The 17,361-nt window shown below is 71.6% G+C and carries 19 protein-coding genes; 6 read left to right on the plus strand and 13 right to left on the minus strand.

The window, feature by feature from the left end:
• The first annotated feature begins 161 nt into the window (after window positions 1-161).
• Complete coding sequence (locus ACFC1X_RS30675) at window positions 162-1,565, plus strand: PP2C family protein-serine/threonine phosphatase (RefSeq protein ID WP_376359726.1); 1,404 nt, start codon at window positions 162-164, stop codon at window positions 1,563-1,565.
• A gap of 53 nt (window positions 1,566-1,618) precedes the next feature.
• Here ACFC1X_RS30675 and ACFC1X_RS30680 read toward each other — a convergent pair whose 3' ends face one another.
• From ACFC1X_RS30680 to ACFC1X_RS30695, 4 genes are all read right to left on the minus strand, one after another.
• Window positions 1,619-1,954: a DUF2516 family protein gene (locus ACFC1X_RS30680; RefSeq protein WP_161329821.1), complete on the minus strand. Its 336-nt coding sequence runs from the start codon at window positions 1,952-1,954 to the stop codon at window positions 1,619-1,621.
• A gap of 112 nt (window positions 1,955-2,066) precedes the next feature.
• Entirely contained in the window at window positions 2,067-2,678 is a 612-nt protein-coding gene (locus tag ACFC1X_RS30685; protein ID WP_376359729.1) for a hypothetical protein, read from the minus strand.
• A gap of 25 nt (window positions 2,679-2,703) precedes the next feature.
• Window positions 2,704-3,123, minus strand: a complete 420-nt coding sequence (locus ACFC1X_RS30690) for a helix-turn-helix domain-containing protein (RefSeq protein WP_376359731.1) — start codon at window positions 3,121-3,123, stop codon at window positions 2,704-2,706.
• A 137-nt stretch (window positions 3,124-3,260) separates the two neighbouring features.
• Window positions 3,261-3,620 carry a winged helix-turn-helix transcriptional regulator gene (locus tag ACFC1X_RS30695; protein WP_376359733.1) on the minus strand — a complete coding sequence of 120 codons (360 nt, stop codon included), beginning with the start codon at window positions 3,618-3,620 and terminating at the stop codon, window positions 3,261-3,263.
• A gap of 104 nt (window positions 3,621-3,724) precedes the next feature.
• On the opposite strand from ACFC1X_RS30695, the gene ACFC1X_RS30700 reads away from it, so the two are divergent.
• Entirely contained in the window at window positions 3,725-4,618 is an 894-nt protein-coding gene (locus ACFC1X_RS30700) for an NAD(P)-dependent oxidoreductase (RefSeq protein WP_376359736.1), read from the plus strand.
• 16 nt (window positions 4,619-4,634) lie between these two features.
• Here ACFC1X_RS30700 and ACFC1X_RS30705 read toward each other — a convergent pair whose 3' ends face one another.
• Window positions 4,635-5,060 carry a hypothetical protein gene (locus tag ACFC1X_RS30705; protein WP_376359739.1) on the minus strand — a complete coding sequence of 142 codons (426 nt, stop codon included), beginning with the start codon at window positions 5,058-5,060 and terminating at the stop codon, window positions 4,635-4,637.
• Window positions 5,061-5,132: 72 nt separating this feature from the next.
• On the opposite strand from ACFC1X_RS30705, the gene ACFC1X_RS30710 reads away from it, so the two are divergent.
• From ACFC1X_RS30710 to ACFC1X_RS30720, 3 genes are read left to right on the plus strand one after another with little or no spacing between them, the layout of a single operon-like run.
• Window positions 5,133-6,107: a LysR family transcriptional regulator gene (locus ACFC1X_RS30710; protein WP_376359742.1), complete on the plus strand. Its 975-nt coding sequence runs from the start codon at window positions 5,133-5,135 to the stop codon at window positions 6,105-6,107.
• 10 nt (window positions 6,108-6,117) lie between these two features.
• A complete protein-coding gene (locus ACFC1X_RS30715; RefSeq protein WP_376359745.1) occupies window positions 6,118-6,573 on the plus strand; it encodes a DUF6228 family protein in 456 nt (151 codons plus the stop codon).
• Entirely contained in the window at window positions 6,570-7,079 is a 510-nt protein-coding gene (locus ACFC1X_RS30720; protein WP_376359748.1) for a hypothetical protein, read from the plus strand. Before ACFC1X_RS30715 ends, ACFC1X_RS30720 begins: the two co-directional genes overlap by 4 nt.
• Window positions 7,080-7,210: 131 nt before the next feature.
• Here the strand turns inward: ACFC1X_RS30720 and ACFC1X_RS30725 are convergent, their stop codons facing one another.
• From ACFC1X_RS30725 to ACFC1X_RS30755, 7 genes are all read right to left on the minus strand, one after another.
• Window positions 7,211-7,984, minus strand: coding sequence for a class I SAM-dependent methyltransferase (locus ACFC1X_RS30725; protein WP_376359751.1), 774 nt, complete (start codon window positions 7,982-7,984; stop codon window positions 7,211-7,213).
• 191 nt (window positions 7,985-8,175) lie between these two features.
• A complete protein-coding gene (locus ACFC1X_RS30730; protein ID WP_376359754.1) occupies window positions 8,176-10,227 on the minus strand; it encodes a HelD family protein in 2,052 nt (683 codons plus the stop codon).
• 40 nt (window positions 10,228-10,267) lie between these two features.
• Window positions 10,268-10,882: a TetR family transcriptional regulator gene (locus tag ACFC1X_RS30735; protein WP_376359757.1), complete on the minus strand. Its 615-nt coding sequence runs from the start codon at window positions 10,880-10,882 to the stop codon at window positions 10,268-10,270.
• A gap of 47 nt (window positions 10,883-10,929) precedes the next feature.
• On the minus strand, window positions 10,930-13,032 hold the full coding sequence (locus tag ACFC1X_RS30740; protein WP_376359885.1) for a phosphotransferase family protein: 2,103 nt from the start codon (window positions 13,030-13,032) through the stop codon (window positions 10,930-10,932).
• Between the two features lie 302 nt (window positions 13,033-13,334).
• Entirely contained in the window at window positions 13,335-14,246 is a 912-nt protein-coding gene (locus tag ACFC1X_RS30745; protein WP_376359760.1) for a GntR family transcriptional regulator, read from the minus strand.
• 203 nt (window positions 14,247-14,449) lie between these two features.
• The gene (locus ACFC1X_RS30750; RefSeq protein WP_376359763.1) at window positions 14,450-15,205 is read right to left on the minus strand and encodes an HAD family hydrolase; all 756 of its coding nucleotides are present in this window, start codon (window positions 15,203-15,205) and stop codon (window positions 14,450-14,452) included.
• Complete coding sequence (locus ACFC1X_RS30755; protein ID WP_307013426.1) at window positions 15,205-16,080, minus strand: winged helix-turn-helix domain-containing protein; 876 nt, start codon at window positions 16,078-16,080, stop codon at window positions 15,205-15,207. Before ACFC1X_RS30755 ends, ACFC1X_RS30750 begins: the two co-directional genes overlap by 1 nt.
• A 161-nt stretch (window positions 16,081-16,241) precedes the next feature.
• Between ACFC1X_RS30755 and ACFC1X_RS30760 the strand changes: the two genes are divergently transcribed.
• Complete coding sequence (locus ACFC1X_RS30760) at window positions 16,242-16,430, plus strand: hypothetical protein (protein ID WP_376359767.1); 189 nt, start codon at window positions 16,242-16,244, stop codon at window positions 16,428-16,430.
• 11 nt (window positions 16,431-16,441) lie between these two features.
• Here the strand turns inward: ACFC1X_RS30760 and ACFC1X_RS30765 are convergent, their stop codons facing one another.
• On the minus strand, window positions 16,442-17,353 hold the full coding sequence (locus ACFC1X_RS30765) for a FadR/GntR family transcriptional regulator (protein WP_376359770.1): 912 nt from the start codon (window positions 17,351-17,353) through the stop codon (window positions 16,442-16,444).
• Window positions 17,354-17,361: the final 8 nt, after the last annotated feature.

Consider the following 17,361-nt stretch of genomic DNA (forward strand, 5'->3'; position numbering starts at 1 on the left):
TCCAACTGCGGCCGATAACGCGGCATATGACAGTGGCCGATGGCGGACCGGCGTGTGCTGGACCATTCCGCAGCGGCGCCGTCACCCGTTATGGTCCCCGTCGGTGGGTCGAGGTCCCTCGCCCCGCCATGCCCTCGGGGGGAGGGAAGGAAACCAAGACAATGCCCGTACCCGTACCGCGGCAGAGGGCGATCCCGGCCGTGGAGTGTGGTCAGGCGCCCGCCGCGTCCCCGGACAGCGGCCCTTCCAAGGAACAGGCCCCGCCCGGGACGAACCCGGCCGACAACCCCACCAGTCAGCGAGAGAACACGACGGAGAAGAGCGAGAGCCCCACAAGCCGCCGTGGGAGCACCATCCCCACGAACCTGACGCTGCTGCTGATCGAGGACGATCCGGCCGGCTCGCCGCTCGTGCCCGACCTGATCGACCAGACCGGCAAGCCGATCCGCGTCCGCACCGCCCGCAACCTCACCGAGGCCGAGCGGCTGCTGACCGACGACGTCCACTGCATCCTGCTGGACCTCGCCCTGTCGGCTCCCGCCCCGGCCCGCGCCCACGCGGACGCCGACGGCGACGGGAGCGGGGAGGGCCACGACGAGCTGGCGGTGCTCAGGCACGTACTGGAGCTGGCGCCCCGGCACGCCGTGCTCGCGCTCACCTCCTCCAGCGACGCCGAGCGCGGCGCGGAGGCCGTGGCGGTCGGCGCCCAGGACTACCTGTTCCGCGACGAGCTGGACGGCCGTCTGCTGAGCCGGGCGATCCGGTACGCCGTGGAGCGCAAGCGGTCCGACTCCGCGGAGCGGCGCCTGGCCGAGGGCCGGCTGCGGGCGCAGGAGAACCGCCGTCTGGAGCGCGGCCTGCTGCCGACCCCGCTGCTCGCGGGCTCCTCGCTGCGTTTCGCCGCCCGCTACCGCCCGGGCCGTTCCCGGGCGCTGCTCGGCGGCGACTTCTACGACGTCGTGCGCACCCCGGACGGCACCGTGCACGCCATGATCGGCGACGTCTGCGGGCACGGCCCGGACGAGGCGGCGCTCGGCGTGGAGCTGCGGATCGCGTGGCGTGCGCTGACGCTGGCGGGGCTCTGCGGCGACGAGCTGCTCGGCACCCTTCAGCAGGTGCTGGAGCACGAGCGCGCCGACGACGAGATCTTCGCGACGCTGTGCGCGGTGGACATCTCCCCGGACGGCCGCCGGGCCGGCCTGTGCCTGGCCGGGCACCCGTCCCCGCTGGTCGCCGCCCCGGGCAGGCCCGCGCGGCTGCTGCCGTACGACAACAACGGCCCGGCGCTGGGCCTGCTGCCGGGCGCCCGCTGGCCGCGCATGCAGGTGGAGCTGGGTGCCGAGTGGAGCCTGATGCTCTACACCGACGGCCTGATCGAGGGCCACATCGGCGAGGGCCGGGAGCGGCTGGGCCAGGACGGCATGGTGGAGCTGGTCCGCCGCCAGTTCGCCGAGGGCCTGCAGGGCGAGCAGTTGCTGCGGGCGACCGTCAACGAGGTCCGCGAGCTGAACGGCGGCGAGCTGGCGGACGACGTGGCGGTGGTCCTGCTGGACCGGACGGCCTGAGCCGCCCGGTCCCGGTGACCGCGCTCCGCGCGGGGGTTCCTGTCAGTGCCCCGTCAGCGGCCGCCGTTGTACGGGCCGTAGGGGCCGTCGCTGCTGGAGCCGCGGCGGCTGCTGCGGCCGCCGCCCGGCAGTCCGCGCAGCGCGGGCCGTACGTCGACCATGTACACGATGGTCGCGATGAGGCCGATGATCGGCAGGAACGACAGGATGTTGAAGATCAGGTTCACCACGAAGGCGAGCCCGAGGATGATCAGCCAGAAGGGCTTGGTCTTCTTGTCGGCCGCGCGGTAGGCGTCCTCGCGGCGCGTGGCGGCGTCGATCAAAGCGAAGCCGCTGAAAAGAATCAGGGCGATGCTCAGCAGCCACATGAAGCCTGCGAAACCCTGCATCAGCACAACGTCCACCACCAGACTCGGGTCGTCATTACGCGGTCACCGTACCCGTAGAACGGGCCGGACACCCCAAGGGTGCCCGGCCCGCTCCCAGTGACCGCTCCCCTGCCTACTTGGCGGGCGGGGTGGTCTTCTTGGCGGCGGGGCTCTTCTTGGCCGGGGCCTTGCGCGGAGCCGGGGTCTTCTTCGCGGCGGCGGCCTTGTCGTCCGTGAGCCGGACGGGCTCGGAAGGGGCGGGCTTGGGCTTCGCCGGCTCGACGGCGACGGCCAGCTCCTCCACGTCCTCGGCGATGTCCTCGATGCCCTCGGCGGCCTGGCCGCGCCAGGTGCGCACCGCGTGCTCGCCGCGCTCGGCGACCTTCTCGTAGGTCTCGCGGGCCTTGACGGCGTACTCGGCGGCCACGCCGACCGAGCGCAGCGCGAGGTCCTGGGCGCTCTCGCCGAGCTTCTTGAAGTCGGCGTCGAGGGAGCCGAACAGCTCGTTGGCCTTGGCCTGGAGGGTGCCCTGGGTCTCCTTGACGCGGGCCGTCGCCTTCTCCTGGACGGCCTTCGGGTCGGTGTTGCGCACGGCGTCGATACGCGCAGGCGCCTCGGTGCGCAGCTGCTCCACCAGCACGGGCACCTTCTTGGCCTGCTGGAAGGCCAGGTCGGCGGTGCCCGCGGCGAAGTAGAGCGGGGTGGGGTCGCTGAGGGTCTTGCGCAGGTCGTCGGTGATGGCCATGGTGCTGGTCCTCCGGAATGACGTATTACTGAGGGTTTTGTGGTGCTTTCGCGGCCGGGCCCGGTATGACGGAGCCCTCGCCGTCCGCATCGGTCCCGAACCCGTTCTCCCTGCGGAACGACTCGTAGACCTGGAGCAGGACCTGCTTCTGTCCCTCGTTCAACGAGGGGTCGGCGAGGATGACCGCGCGCGTCTCCACGTCGTCCCGGTCCCGCTCGGCGTCGAGGATCCCCGCGCGGACGTACAGCGTCTCGGCGGAGATCCGCAGCGCCTTGGCGACCTGCTGGAGCACCTCCGCGCTCGGCTTGCGCAGCCCGCGCTCGATCTGACTCAGGTACGGGTTGGACACGCCCGCGGCATCGGCGAGCTGCCGCAACGACAGCTGCGCGTTGCGCCGCTGCTCGCGCAGGTACTCACCGAGATTGCCGACGTTGAGCGAGGCCATGCCTCCACCATGCACGACCCTGCTAACTATTGCAAGCAAGCTGCTTGCAATAGTGCGCCATTCGGCCCACGCACCCACTTTTTAGTGCGTACTTGGCAGCGGCGCCCGCCGCGCCGAAGCTGATGGGGCGGGTGGATTCAGGAGGTCGCGCGGGCGGCGGCGTCCGGCCCGGCCTGCCTGGCCATGCGCCGGTAGCCCCAGTCGGAGAGAGGAGAGAGAGCCTCGGCGAGATCACGGCCGAACTCGGTGAGGGAGTACTCGGTCTTCAGCGGAAGCACGTCGTACACCCGCCGGTCCACGAGCCCGTCCGCCTCCATCTCGCGCAGCGCCTGGGTCAGCACCTTCTCACTGAGGCCGGGCACCAGCCGCCGCAGTTCGGCCGGGCGGCGCGGGCCGGACTCCAGCAGCCACAGCAGCGTGGTCTTCCACCTGCCCTCGATCACGGCGATCGCGGCGGCCACTCCGCAGGCGTTCGCGTCCTGGCGTCGGTGCGCCATGCCGTACCCCTTCCGTCAGCCTTCGGCCGTCAACCGCCGCGGCGGCAAGCGCGACACGACCCTCACGTACACCAATTTCTCATTACATTACGGGAGTTCAGCACATGGCCACGCACACCGACCAGTCTGCCGCCGCCGTCACCGTCCTCGGGCTCGGACCCATGGGCCGGGCGCTGGCCGCCGCGTTCCTGGACGCCGGGCTGCGCACCACCGTCTGGAACCGCACGCCGGGCCGGGACGGCGACCTCGCCGCCCGGGGCGCGGCCGTGGCGGCGTCGGCCGAGGAGGCGGTCGCCGCCTCGCCGCTGACCGTCGTCTGCGTGGTGAACTACGACGCCTCGGACGCCGTACTGCGCCAGGAGCCCGTCGCCGCCGCGCTCAAGGGCCGTACGGTGGTGAACCTGAGCGCCGACACCCCCGAGCGCGCCCGGGACACGGCCGAGTGGGCCAGGCGGCACGGCGTCCGCTACCTGGACGGCGCGATCATGACTCCGACCCCGACCATCGGCACGGACGACGCGGTGTTCCTGTACAGCGGTGCCGAGGAGCTGTACCGGGAGCACCAGCCCGTGCTGGCGGCGCTCGGCGGCAGCCACACTCACCTGGGCGAGGACGCCGGGCGGGCCGCGGCCTACGACGTCGCGCTGCTCGACATCTTCTGGACGGCGGTGGCGGGCTACGCGCACGCGCTCGCGGTGGCCCGGGCGGAGGGTGTCACCGGCGCCGAACTCGCCCCGTTCGCGCAGGGCATCGCCGCGATCCTGCCGCCGCTGTTCACCGAGTTCGCCGCCGACACCGACGCCGGTACGTACTCGGGCGAGCTGAACCCGATCACCTCGGCCGCGTCGACCATGGCGCACGTCGTCCACGCCTCCGAGGCGCACGGCATCGACGCGAGCGTGATGCGCGTGATCGAGGGGCAGGCCCGGCGGGTCATCGCGCTCGGGCACGGCACGGACGGGTACACCCGGGTCGCGGACGTGATCACCCGGCGCTGACTCCCGCGCCGGGGGTTCAGAACGGCAGGGGGCGCCCGTGCGCCAAGGACTCCACGGAGTCCTGCGAGTCCTGCGGAGTCACGGCCAGCACCATGTGGCAGTCCTGCCAGGCCGGTTGGCTCAGCAGCGGTTGGAATCGGGTGAACAGGGCGAGGAGTTCGGCTCCCCACTTCTCGCGGAAGGCGGAATCGATGCGGGCGAGGTCGAGATACGGCGAGTTGTCCCTGGACGCGCTGGAGATGGGCGACGAGGGTGCCGCCCGGATGGGGGATGTCCGCGGCGCCGAGTTCGCGCAGCAGCGCCATGGCCCGGTCGGCAGCGGTAGGAGAAGCGGGCACGGGGCGCCGTCCTTCCGTCGCTGGAGGTCGGCACCCGTCCGCGCCTTCGCCTGTGGTCCGGACCCTGCGAAAGCGCCGGACGGGTTGCCGCCTGGGCCCTGCACCGATCATCCTGGGCCCCGTAACCCCAGTCAATCCTATGTATTTCTAGCTTCACCCAAGCTATAGCTTGGGTCATGACTCTGGAGGACCTGCGCGTCTTCGTGGCCGTGTGCAGGGCGGGAAGCCTCAGCGCCGTCGCCCGGGAGCTGGACCGCACGCAGTCAGCGGTGAGCCAGCATGTGAAGCGGTTGGAGCGAGAGGCCGGTGTGAGCCTCCTGGAGCGCCGGCCACGAGGCGTCGTACCCACACACGCGGGACGCGTCCTGTGCGACGCCGCCTCGGACAGCATCGCCGGTCTGGATCTGGCCCTGCGGCGTCTCGGGGACCTGGTCAACGGCGACAGCGGCTCCGTGCGCGTCACCACGGGCGGAACGACCGTGCGGCACTTCATGTCCGATGCCGTCGTCGCGTTCCGGCAGCGCTACCCGAAGGTCAGTCTGGAGTTCCGGACAGAGACCTCCAGCCGCGACTGCTTCGACGCCCTCACCGCCGGCAACCTGGATCTCGCCTGGGTCACGATCGGCGGCCCAGTGCGCGGCATCGAGCAGCGCCCCGTCGTCGCCCTGCCATGGGTCCTGGCCGTCCGCGCCGACGATCCGCTCGCGGGCCGGTCCCGTGTCGGCACAGCCGAACTAACCGACATCAGCCTCATCCGACTCCCCCAGAACTCCACCTCGGGCGCCCGCCTCGACGCCGCGTTCGCCGAACTCGGTGTCCGAAGCAGCTCCGACACCAGCGTCGCCGACTGGGACACCGCCCTCCTGTTGGCGGAGCTCGGCCTCGGTCACGCCGTCGTGCCCGTCCTGCCCGGCTGGGAGGTACCCGGTGACGGCCCCCTCCGCCTCGTCCCCATCCCCGATCTGCCCCCGCTCCCGGTCGGCTGGGCCGTCCGCCGCTGGGACTCCCTCACCCCGCTCGCCCGGGTCTTCGCCGATACCGTCGCCCGCAGCTGTACGGAGGGGCGCGCCGACACTCGGCGCCCCGCAGCGTCCGGCCCTGGGGCCCCGAAACGGGCCAATCCCGATGACGTCGAACGCGATGCTGGCTAGCGTTCCGTCCATGACCTCCCTGGACGCCGCCACCGACGACAAGGCCGGCGTGACCATCCGCTGCCAGGACAACAGTCTCGTCGGCGTGGCCTTCTGCGACCGGTTCAGCTACGACGCGGACTCCGTGCACTATGCCGTCGAGCTGCGGGCCCCGGGACTGACCGCCCGTGTCGACGAGGTCGTCGCCTGGATCTGGGACAGCGATCTCACCGCGTTCCTGGAAGAACTGGCCGCGGACTACCGGGGATGGGACGGCGAACGGAACTGGCAGACCAACGACAGAGACCTGACGGTGTCGGCAGTCTTCCGGTCCGGCGGCCACGTCGGGCTGACCTGGACGCTGCGGCCCTGGCCGCGGGCCGCCGGCGGCTGGAGCGCCTCGGTGATCACGTGGCTGGAGGCCGGCGAGGGGATGACCGCCCTGGCCGCCGACGTCCGGTGTTTCCTCACCGAGGAGCACCAGTGACATCCGGCATACGCATCACCTGGATGCTGTGGGCACACGGATGGGCCGATTGCATCCTTGAGGATCACCACGCGAAGGCCGAGCTCACCGCGTCCTACATAACCCACGCGCCCGAGGAGTTCCTGACCGCGGTGGCCCGGCTCGTCGCGGGAGAGACGGAGACCCGAGTCCAGTTCGAGGCTGAACCAACCGCCTACCGCTGGATCTTCGATCGCGAGGGCGAAGACATCCGGATCCGCGTGCTGGAGCTCCCCGACGGCAGCGATCACGACACCCAAGGAACCGAGATCTGGTCGGGTCAGTCGGGCGTCGACCAACTCGCCCGCGCCGTGATCCGCTGCTTCGACGAGGTCGGCCAGACCCATGGCGAGAGCGGCTACCGAGGCAAGTGGGGCGAGCACTTCCCCCGAACCGAACTCGAAGCCCTCAGAAGACTCCGGAACGACCGTCGGCATCCACACGGTGCACAGCCGGACCCGCACCAGACCTGCGAAGGAGACCGATGAGGCAGATCAAGGTTCCACCTACTGACCGCTTTCCTCATCGGGAGGCAAGCCCTGACGCGGTGCTGGAGGGACTGCCGGAGGAAGCGGTGGAGCGGGCTTCGTGACAGGGGCTGCGAACGGACCTCCCGCGGTCAGGTCCTGGTGACCGGGACGAGGGTCAAGTACGTGATGCCCAGGATGCCGCGGTAGCCGTCGGTCCAGGACGATCGCTGGCGGTCGACCCGTTCGCGGGTCTCGGCGGCGAGTGGGTGGTCCGGGTTCATGGCGAGCCAGAGTTCTGTGTCGTGGCGGTAGCCGGACTCGAACTCCTCCCACTCCTCAGGACTCGCGGACTCGATCCAGGCCGGCCGGAAGCCCGCCTCGACGGCCAGGTCGACGAGCGGTCCGAGCCGCAGGTGGTCGCCCGCGTGCGCCCCGGGCCACATGGCCGCGAGTTCCTCGTCCGTCGGGGCGCGATCCCAGAAGCCCTCGCCGAGGACGACACGTCCGCCCGGGCGCACCAAGCGGCGCAGCTCGTGCAGTACGACGCTGGGATCGTACGGCTGCTCGGGGTCGCACAGCGCCTGACCAGACCCCAGGCAGAGCACCACGTCCACGGGCCCGCGTGCCGTGCGGAGGGCCGACTCCTGGGTGAATTCGACCCGCCCGGCCAGTCCCCGCTCCTTCGCGAGGTCCCGGCCCCTGGCCAGATCCTCGGCGTTGATGTCCAGACCCACGCCCATCGATCCCGGGACGGACTCCAGAACGCGGAGCAGCAGTTCGCCCCAGCCGCAGCCGATATCAAGGACGGTGGCGGGCGAGACGGCGGCGAGACGCGCGACGATGCGCCCGGCGCGGGCTTCGGAGAGCGGCCCGTGGAAGGTCAGGCTGCCGAGACGCGGGGGAAGATCGGAAGCGGTTGCCATAGGGCGACACGTTAGTTTGCCCTGGGTAGCGCTGCCGAGCGATTTAGCTCCGGCTCGGCCGTCGCACGAGTGCGGGCGCCGCGCCCCTGGGTCGGCACGGCGAGTGCATGCTTTCAAGGGGCGCGGGGAACTGCGCGACCAGCCACACACAACCGGCAGCCGAAGGCCGGCGCCGACTTCCCTGCCGGGCGTCAGAACGGCAGGGGCCGCCCGTGCACCACGTCCAGCCGGGACACCGCGCGGGTGAGTACCACGTAGAGGCGGTGCAGGCCCCGCCCCGAGGGGCCCTCCGCCGCCGCGATCGCCGCCGGTTCGACGGCGACGACGTGGTCGTACTCCAGGCCCTTGACGACGCTCGCGGGCAGCAGGGCCGCCCGGGCGCCGGGCACCTCCGGACCGGCCATCCCGATCCCGGCCGCGTCGAGGGCCGCCCGCAGGCGGGGCACGTCCGCGTCGGCGGCGACGACACCCACCGAGCCCTCCCGGGTGAGCGCGTGCCGTACGGCGTCCACCACCGCCCCCGGCACCGCGCCGGGCGCCACCTCGCGCAGGGTCAGCTCGCCGTCGCCGCGCAGCGAACGGGCCGGCGGCACGTCCACGTCCAGCCGGGCCAGCAGCCGGTTGGCGAGGCCCACGACCTCCCGGGGCACCCGGAACCCCGTGGTCAGCGGCACCACGGCGGCGTCCGGCCGGCCCAGGTGGGCGAGGGTCGCGGCCCAGGACCGCGCGGCCCACGGCGTGGTCCCCTGGGCGAGGTCGCCGAGGACGGTGAGCGAGCCGAAGGCGCAGCGGCGCGCGATCGCCCGGCACTCCATCGGGGAGAGGTCCTGCGCCTCGTCGACGACGATGTGGCCGTAGCCCTCGGGATGTTCGAGGAGCCCGGCCACCTCGTCGAGGAGGACCAGGTCGGCGGCGGACCAGCGCGCCGACCTCCACGACCGCGGCGCCCCCGTGGCCCACAGCAGCGCCCGCTGCTCGTCTTCGTCCAGCAGCCCTTCGGCGGCCCGCGCCAACGCCCCGGGGTCACCGAGCAGCCGCGCGACGACCTCCTCCGGACGCACCCGGGGCCACGCCGCGTCGAGGTGGGCGCCGACCGGCCGGGCCCGTTCGACGCGGCGCACCCAGGCGTGCGGGCGGGGTCCGGCACGCCGTTCGGCCTGGTCCTGGACGTACCGCACGATCCGGGCGCGGACCCGCTCGCGCCCCACGGTGTACGGCGGCTCCTCCTCGCGCACGTCCGCGACGATCCGGGCCAGCGCTTCGGCCGGGACGCGCCAGCGGTAGGACCCGTCCGGCACGACGAGGTCGCCGGCCGCCTCGGGCGCCACGCGCGCGTACAGGGCGCGGCGCAGCACCTCCGCCGTCCGGGCGTCGTGCTTGACGGCAGCGGTCCGCTCGCCGTCGGTGCCGGTGACCGGGTGCCGGGCGATCTCCGCCGGGAGGGTGGACTGCCGTACGCCGGTCTCGCCGAGGGCGGGGAGCACCTCGGCGATGTAGGAGAGGAAGGTGGGGTTGGGGCCGAGGATCAGCATGCCGCCGCGCCGGATGCGCTGCGGGTGGGTGTAGAGCAGGTACGCGGCCCGGTGCAGGCCGACGGCGGTCTTGCCGGTGCCCGGGGCGCCCTGGACGCAGACGGTGGTGGTGAGGCCGGCCCGGACGAGGTCGTCCTGCTCGGGCTGGATGGTGGCGGCGATGTCCCGCATGGGCCCGACGCGGGGCCGCTCGATCTCCCGGGCGACGAGAGCGCTGGCCCGGGACTCGCCCCGGCCGAGGTGCTCGTCCTCCAGCCCGGTGAGGTCGGCCGAGTCCCCGCGGCTGCCGGGCGCCCAGCCGAAACGGCGGCGGACGGCGACGCCCCGGGCGTCGTCGGCGGTGGCCTGGTAGAAGGCGCGGGAGACGGGGGCGCGCCAGTCGACGACGAGGGGCGGGGAGGCGGGATGCTCACTGATCCGCAGCCGCCCGAGATGCAACACCGGCGCCTCAGTATCCGACGCCTCCGCCTCGGCGAAGTCCAGTCGCCCGAAGAACAGCGGCCCCTCGGGCAGCTCGCGCAGTTCCTTGGCCCGGCTGCGCAACCGGTACCCCAGCACCTCGGCGTCGGCACCGGAGGCGGAGACGTCCTCGCCGGTGACGACGTGCTCCCGGGCCCCGTCGATCATGGCGGCGAGGACCTCCCGGCAGCGCTCGTGGTGGGCGCGTTCGAGGGCGAGGGCGTGCTGGAGGGCGGGTTCGGTCGACGTCATTCCAGCAACCGTACCGGATAACGTGACCGAGTTAAATTTCTTACCGAGTAACCGTCAGCCTCGGTAGCCCGGCCGCCAGCCCCCCGAACGCCCGCTCCGCCGCCGCCACCGCGTCCGGCCGCACGTCCGCCACCCGCTCCCCGGCCGCGATCCGCCGCCAGTTCTCCAGCGCGAGGATCCGCTGTACGGCGATGATCTGACCGGCGGCCAGCCGGGCCTCCAGATCACCGCCGAGCACCCGCGCGAGCGCGGCCTCGGACCGTTCGAGCTGCGTGTGCATCCGGGCGACGAGGGCGGGCGTGCCGTACAGCAGCCGGTGGAAGTCCAGTACGGCGGGATGGTCGTTGAGCCCGGTCACGGGATCGCCCTGCTCCAGACCCGCCAGGAAGTGCCGCCGCAGCGCGTCGAGCGGATCCGGCCCCTGCCCCGCGACCCGCGCCGCCTCGTCCTCGTGGTCGGCGATGCGGTGCAGGACGAGGTCCTCCTTCGCCGGGAAGTACCGGAAGAGCGTCGGCTTGGACACCTCGGCCGCGGCGGCCACCTCCGCGACGGACACCGCGTCGAACCCCTTCTCCAGGAAGAGCCCGACGGCGACGTCCGACAACACCTGCAACGTCCGCTGCCTCTTCCGCTCCCGCAGCCCGCTCTCCACCATGCGACGACCCTACGCCGGAGGCGCCGCCTCGAAGTGCCGGTGGCGGCTCAGACATCCGCCGGGAACCTGGCCGCGCTCGCGCTCGGTTGGCCGCCGTGCGGCAGTGCGCGGGCAAGGTAGGGATTGGCCATGGACTTGTCCGGCAGGCCCAGGGCCGCGGTGGCCTCGGCGAGGGTCATGGCGTAGGTCTGGACGGCACGTTTGACGTTCGGGGCGCCCAGACTCACGCCGGTCACCAGACGATCGAGGTCGACGTAGGCGGACCGGACGGTCTCGATCCACCGGTACACCCGCCAGTCGTCCCGCCAGTGGTGGGTGCAGTCGGGCGGGAGCAGACGCTCCCAGCGGCGGAACATCCGGTCGCGGATCTCCGGCCGGGTGGGTGTGAGGTGCATATGGCGGACGAGGTCGTAGAGGGGATCGCCCACCATCGCCATCTCCCAGTCGATGAGCGTCAGTCCGCCACCGTCCGGGCGGCGCACCAGGTTCCACGGGTTGAGATCGCCGTGCAGCAGCACGGATCGCCGTCGGCTCAGGGTGTGGCGGGCGAGGATCTCGGCGAGCCGGACGTTGTCCGGCAGGCCCAGTTCGCGGGCGAGTTCCATCGTGGCCTTGGGCAGCTCGCTCACCAGGCGGACCAGTTCGCCGCGCAGCCACGGGTAGAAGGCGGCTCCCTTCAGCGGGTCCAGCCGCCCGCATCCCACCCGGGTCAGCTCGCCCAGCTGGTCCACGAGATCGTCCGCCTCGTACGGCCGCAGCCCGTGCGCGGGATGTTCGGGCGGGGCGAAGCCGTTCGCCGGTCCCTCATAGGAGTGGATGGTGAACGGTTCACGCAGCCCGCTCCGTCCCAGGGCCAGCACGCGCGGAGCCTTGACGCGGGCTCCGGAACTCTCGATCTCCCTCAGGACGGCGTGTTCGCTGAGGAATCTGCGCTCCCGGGAGTCCGCGGCGCCCACCTTGCGGCGCACCACGACCGGGAAGTCGATGCCCTCGACGTCCACGGCCGTGTTCAGATGGGCCGTGCCCTTGAAGACCCGGTCGGCGGAGGCGGCGCCCTCCTCCAGCAGGGCCCGGTTGACGGCCCACAGGGGGAAGTCGCTGCGGACCGGGAGCCTCGAATCGCGCTGCCACACGATCTGGGACAGCTTCCGTTCCCGGCTGGACCGCACTCCTCGGGACTCGTGCCACCGGAAGAGGATGCGCTCGATGGCCGGCTCGTCCGGCACGCTCTTGAGACGCAACGGTTCTTCGGCCGCCAGCAGCGCCCTCCGCACCGCCCGCGTCGCCGCGTCCAGGTCCCGCTGGTCGAAGGAGTCCCCGAGCGACTTCGCCGCCCGCATGACGTCCGGATAGACCGACTGGGCCCGCTCGAAGGCGACGTAGTGCCTGAGGTCCCGGTCCAGGCCGTTGACCGCCTTGCCGCGCCGCTCCCCCATCACCTTGCGCCAGGCCTCGACGACCTCCGGCCACTGGTGGTCGGGGTAGCGCATCCGCACCAGGTGGGTGGCGAGGTCGTGCAGGGGGTCGCCGTAGCTGGCCAGCTCCCAGTCGACGCAGATCAGCGGTGGGTCCCCGGCGTAGGAGACGATCACGTTGTCGCGGTGCAGGTCCGTGTGGACCAGGTTGAACGGCCGGCTGACCAGCGTGGGCACCCGCTCGGCGAAACGGACCAGGGCATCTTCCGGAATGCCCAGCATCGCGAACAGGGCCCCGAAGTCGGACTGGTTGCGCCGCCTGATCTGCTCGTCCGCCGCGAACGCCAGCGCCCTCAGGAAGGCCCCGCCGTCCCGGCTCGACCGCGGCCAGTACGCGGGCAGCGGCGGCAGGTGCTGACGGCGCACCTGCGTCATGTCCGCCAGCAGCCCGGCCAGCGCGACGATCAGGTCGTAGTCGACCGGCGTGTCGTTGGGGCAGATGCTCGACAGGGGCACGCCCTCGACATAGCTGAGGACGACGACGTCGCGGTGCTTGGCCAGACAGCGCGGGACGTTGTGCAGCACCCCCCAGATCCGGTTGAGCAGGTCGGCCTCGTCCTGCCAGGTGCGGATCACCACCGGCAGCGCCGAGGGGATGCGCTTGCGCACGGTGACCCGCGCGCCGCGCTCGGCGGCGACCAGCCTGGAGTCCCCGTCGGTCAGCGGCCGCACCATGTAGTTCAGGTTGTGGTGCCCCCGGCCGAACTTCCCGAGCGCCGTCGCCGAGGCCAGGAACCGGTCGAACGCGTCGTCCGCCGCCCGCTCCAGCACCGGATTGCCAAGCGGGGAGGGACGACTCACAGAGTGCTCCAGGAGGGACGTGCCACGCGCCAGATCTTCGCTGCGACGAAGAAAGTGGCCACACAGTACAGCCACGTCCCACGGTCCGCTGTGAGTACTCCAGTATGCGGGACACCCAGGGGCAACTCGGTTGACCGGAACGGGCGAACCCCTGCTCCCGATGGACCGCGCGCCGGTCAGACCGGGTCGGCCAGCAGCTTCCAGCACGAGTCGAACCAGGCCTGCATGCTCTGCACGAACAGCGAACCCGCCGAACCGGCGTCCCCCTCGTCGTGCACGTGCCGGGTCAGCACCGAGCCCAGGCCCAGGACGTCCAGTGCCTCGACCTCGGTGCCGTCGTCCAGCAGGATCGTCCTCTCCACGACTTCGTACGGCCCGTGGAGGGCCTCCGCCTCCGGGCGCAGATAGAGCTTGAAGGCGGGCACCAACGGCACGTGCCGGACCTCCACGTCCACGGACGGCACCAGCCCTTCGGTCCTCAGGTCGTGCAGGGCCGCGAGCAGCGAAGCCGTGTGGCGCTCGGTGATGCCGCGAAGTCGGTGCTGCAAGCGCTCCCGCAGCCGCTGAGCGGAGTCCTCGCGTCCGGTGGCGTCCGGGGCCGTCCTGGGGCGCGGATACGGCAGCTCCAGCCCCTCCGAAGGCAGCAGCATGCGCAGGGTGATGCTGGTGGGCTCGATCTCACCCGCCCGGATCCGTTCCGCCTGGAGCCGGATGTGCGCGTCCAGGCTCTCCGAGGTCAGGGTGAACACGTCGAGCCGCACGTCCGGCCGGTCGAAGGCGCGTGCGACGAAGGGGCCGAGCGAGACCCGTACCGGTGCCGGCTCCGCCTTCGGCCGGACCGCCGCGTGGATGGGGAGCTTGATCACCCGGGTCCCGCTGCCCTGCCGGGACTCGACCCAGCCCTCCGACTTCAGCTCGCCGAGCACGCGCTGCACGGTGTCGCGCGAGACGCCGAACTCACCGGCCAGCTCCCGCTGGGCGGGGAGGGTCGCGTGCAGTCCGTAGGTGCCGTCGGCCAGTTGCTCGCGCAGCGCCTCCAGGACCCGCTCGAACTCCTTGCCGCCTCCCTCACCGCGTTCTGCGCTCATGCAGCGACCGTACCGCCGCGCACCGACACGCAAACCGCTTTCCGTCACATCGGTCCGCGAAGGAGACAACAGGCAGTCAATCTCCGTCCAGTTGGACTGATTGATTGCCGGTTTCCGTTAGTCGATCAGCCAACAAGGGGACAACCTGGAGAGAGAAACCTTCCAATTTGGCAGACAAGCAGCCCAGTTGACCCTGGAGGTGTTCACACGTGCACCCGTCCCGCCGCGTCCTTCCACAGCAGCCGCAGCACCGGCTGCAGGGAGTCGACGACCGTCTCCGCGCCCGCCTGCCTGAGCACCTTCGCCTTCTCCTCGTTGCGCGCGTAGCCCAGGAACGGCACCCCGGCCCGCCGGGCGGCGGTGAGGTCGGACGTGGTGTCGCCGACCATCAGCGCCTGCGCGGGGGCGACCCCCATCGCGCTGAGGGCGCGGTTGAGGCAGTAGGGGTCGGGCTTGAGCAGGTGCAGGTCCTGGGTGCGGCCGTAGATGTGCGGGGCGAAGCAGTCCAGCAGACCGCGCGTGGCGAGGTACTCGCCCACCACGCGGGGCGAGTTGTTGGTCGTCACCGCCAGCCCGACCCCGAGCGCCGACCAGGTGCGGATCAGCGGGTCCGCGTACGCGGTAGGCCACGCGGTGGGTACGGCGCGCAGCTCCTCCCGGGTCAGCCGCTCCTCGAAGTCGGCGACCAGGTCGCTGTCGTGGCGCCGGCGGTTGACCGCGCCCAGCAGGACGTGCGGGTCGGGGTGGACCTGCTCCTCCTGGGTCAGCATCCCCTTGAGGCCCAGCCGTTCCAGCCAGTCCACCAGTTCGCCCGCCACCCGGTCGGCGGAGTAGCCCGCGAACAGTCTGCAGATGGGGCCGTCGAAGTCCCACAGGACGACGCGGGCACCCCCGACCAGGTCCCCCAGGCCGCCGGTCCGCTCGGTCACCGGTTCCGTCTGATCCGTATCAGGAGTCACTAGGAGAGTGTCATGTCAGTGGTGATGGTTTCCCAGAGGGCGTCGAACCACTTCTGTGATTCCTCCACGAACACGGCGTCCCGATGACCCGCCCGCTTCAGGAAGGAGAAGAGCAGCGACTGGGAGCCGAGGGCGTCGTACATCTCCAGCGTCCGGCTCTCGTACTCCTCCTCGCGCCGGGTCAGCATGTAGTAGCCGAGGAGCGCCTCCTCGCCGTTGAGCAGGTAGAGCTTCATCGGCGGGGTGAACGGCAGGGCGCGGAAGGCGATGTGCACGTCGACGCGGTGGGTGGAGCGCACGGCGTGCAGGTTGTGCTGGAGCACCCGGGCCTGGGCGTTGCGCATCTGGAGCCAGCGCTGGTGGACCGGGTCGTCCTCCTCGTCCTCCACCAGGACGGGGAAGGCCAGCTCGATGTCGCGCGAGGGCATCAGGACGCGGAAGTCGATGGCCTCGGGCCGGATGCGGCCCTCGTGGATCAGGCGGAGCGGCTCGCTGAGGGCCAGCATCAGCGTCTCCGAGGTGTGGCACACGACGTCGACGCGCACGCGCGGTGCCGCGAACGCCGCCGCCAGCCGCGGCCCGAGCGAGACCATCGTCGGCTGCGGCTCGCCCCGGGAGGTGGCGGGCTCGGCGATGCGCGGCGGGCTGCCCTTGCTGACGTTGGTGAGGAGACCGTCCTCCTGGAGGGCACGCAGGGCCTGGCGCACCGTGCCGCGCTCCACACCGAACTCGTCGGCCAGCTCGGCCTGGGTCGGCAGGCGGTCGCCCGCCTTGAGGTCTCCCCCGCGGATCCGCTCCCGCAGGACGTCGGCGATCTCCTGGGCCGAGAGTCTTCTGCTGCCGTTCACGGACACGTTCTCCTGAGTCACGACCAAACGCTACAACTTCGACCTACCTACAGGGAGTTGTTTGAAACTTGTTTATAGGTAGTCGCCAAGTGGGGACAACATAGACAGAGTTGGTTGCCAACTTAGTCCAGTTGGCGGAAGTTTACCTTCCAGAACATGCCGGACTTCCCGAAGGGGGGAGAAACACCATGCCTGTCCTCGCCCTGGTCTCCACGGTCTTCGTCATCGCCTTCGAACAGATCGTCCAGTGGAAGTACGGCGCCACCGGGATCATCGGCCTGCTCCTTCTCACCATCGGCATCAAGGCCAAGAGCCCGTCCGTCAGCTCCGCCGGCGCGGTCCTGCTGGCGCTCCTGGTCGCGGGGCCCGCGCTGTGACCGGGGGGCGGTCAGCCCGTGAGCGTCAGCTCCGAGCTGATCGTCCCCCACAGCGCGTCGAACCACAGCCGGGACTGCTTCACGAACACGCCGTCGCGCAGGCCACCGCGCTGGTCGAAGGCGAACAGCGGCGCGCGGACGCCCTCCGCGTCGTACATCTCCAGCCGCTCGTGACCGATCTCCTGCTCGCGCCGGCTGAGCGTGTAGTACGCGAAGAGCGCCTCCTCGCCGTTGAGCAGGTAGAGCTTCACCGGCGGGGTGAAGGGCAGCGCGCGGAAGGAGACCCGCACGTCGATGCCGTGCGTGGCCCTGAGGCTCAGCAGGTTGTGCTGGAGCACCTGGCCCTGGGCGTTGCGCATGGCCAGCCACCGCTCGTGCACCGGGTCGCCGGCCCCGCCGCCGCCCACCGGCACCGGGAAGGCCAGGTCGATGTCGCGGCTCGGCAGCAGGACGCGGACGTCGACCTTGGCCGGTTTCAGTCGCCCCGCGTGGATCTGGCGCAGCGTTTCGCCGAGGGCGAGGGTCAGGGAGACGGAGGTCAGGCACAGGGCGTCGATCTCCACGTGCGGGGCGGCGAAGGCCGCCGCGATCCGGGGCGCGAGGGCGACGGTGGTGGGCATCGGCGGCGCCGGAGGGCCGGTCGGGGCGCCGTGGAGGTCGGGCGCGACGGTCGCGGGGCTCCCCTTGGTCACGTTGGTGAGCAGACGTTCCGACTGGAGGACGCGCAGGGCCTGGCGTACGACGCCGCGCTCCACGCCGAACTCGTCGGCCAACTGGGCCTGGGTGGGCATGCGCTGGCCCGGCCGCAGCCGACCGGACCTGATCCGGGCGCGCAGCTCGTCGGCCACCTCGCGATGTGTTGTCTGTGGCCGCTGCGGTCTCTTCCGCCCATTGACGGAGGCATGTTCCCGCTCCACGACCAAACACTACA

This window comes from Streptomyces sp. NPDC056128 (assembly GCF_042263835.1).
Taxonomy (GTDB): domain Bacteria; phylum Actinomycetota; class Actinomycetes; order Streptomycetales; family Streptomycetaceae; genus Streptomyces.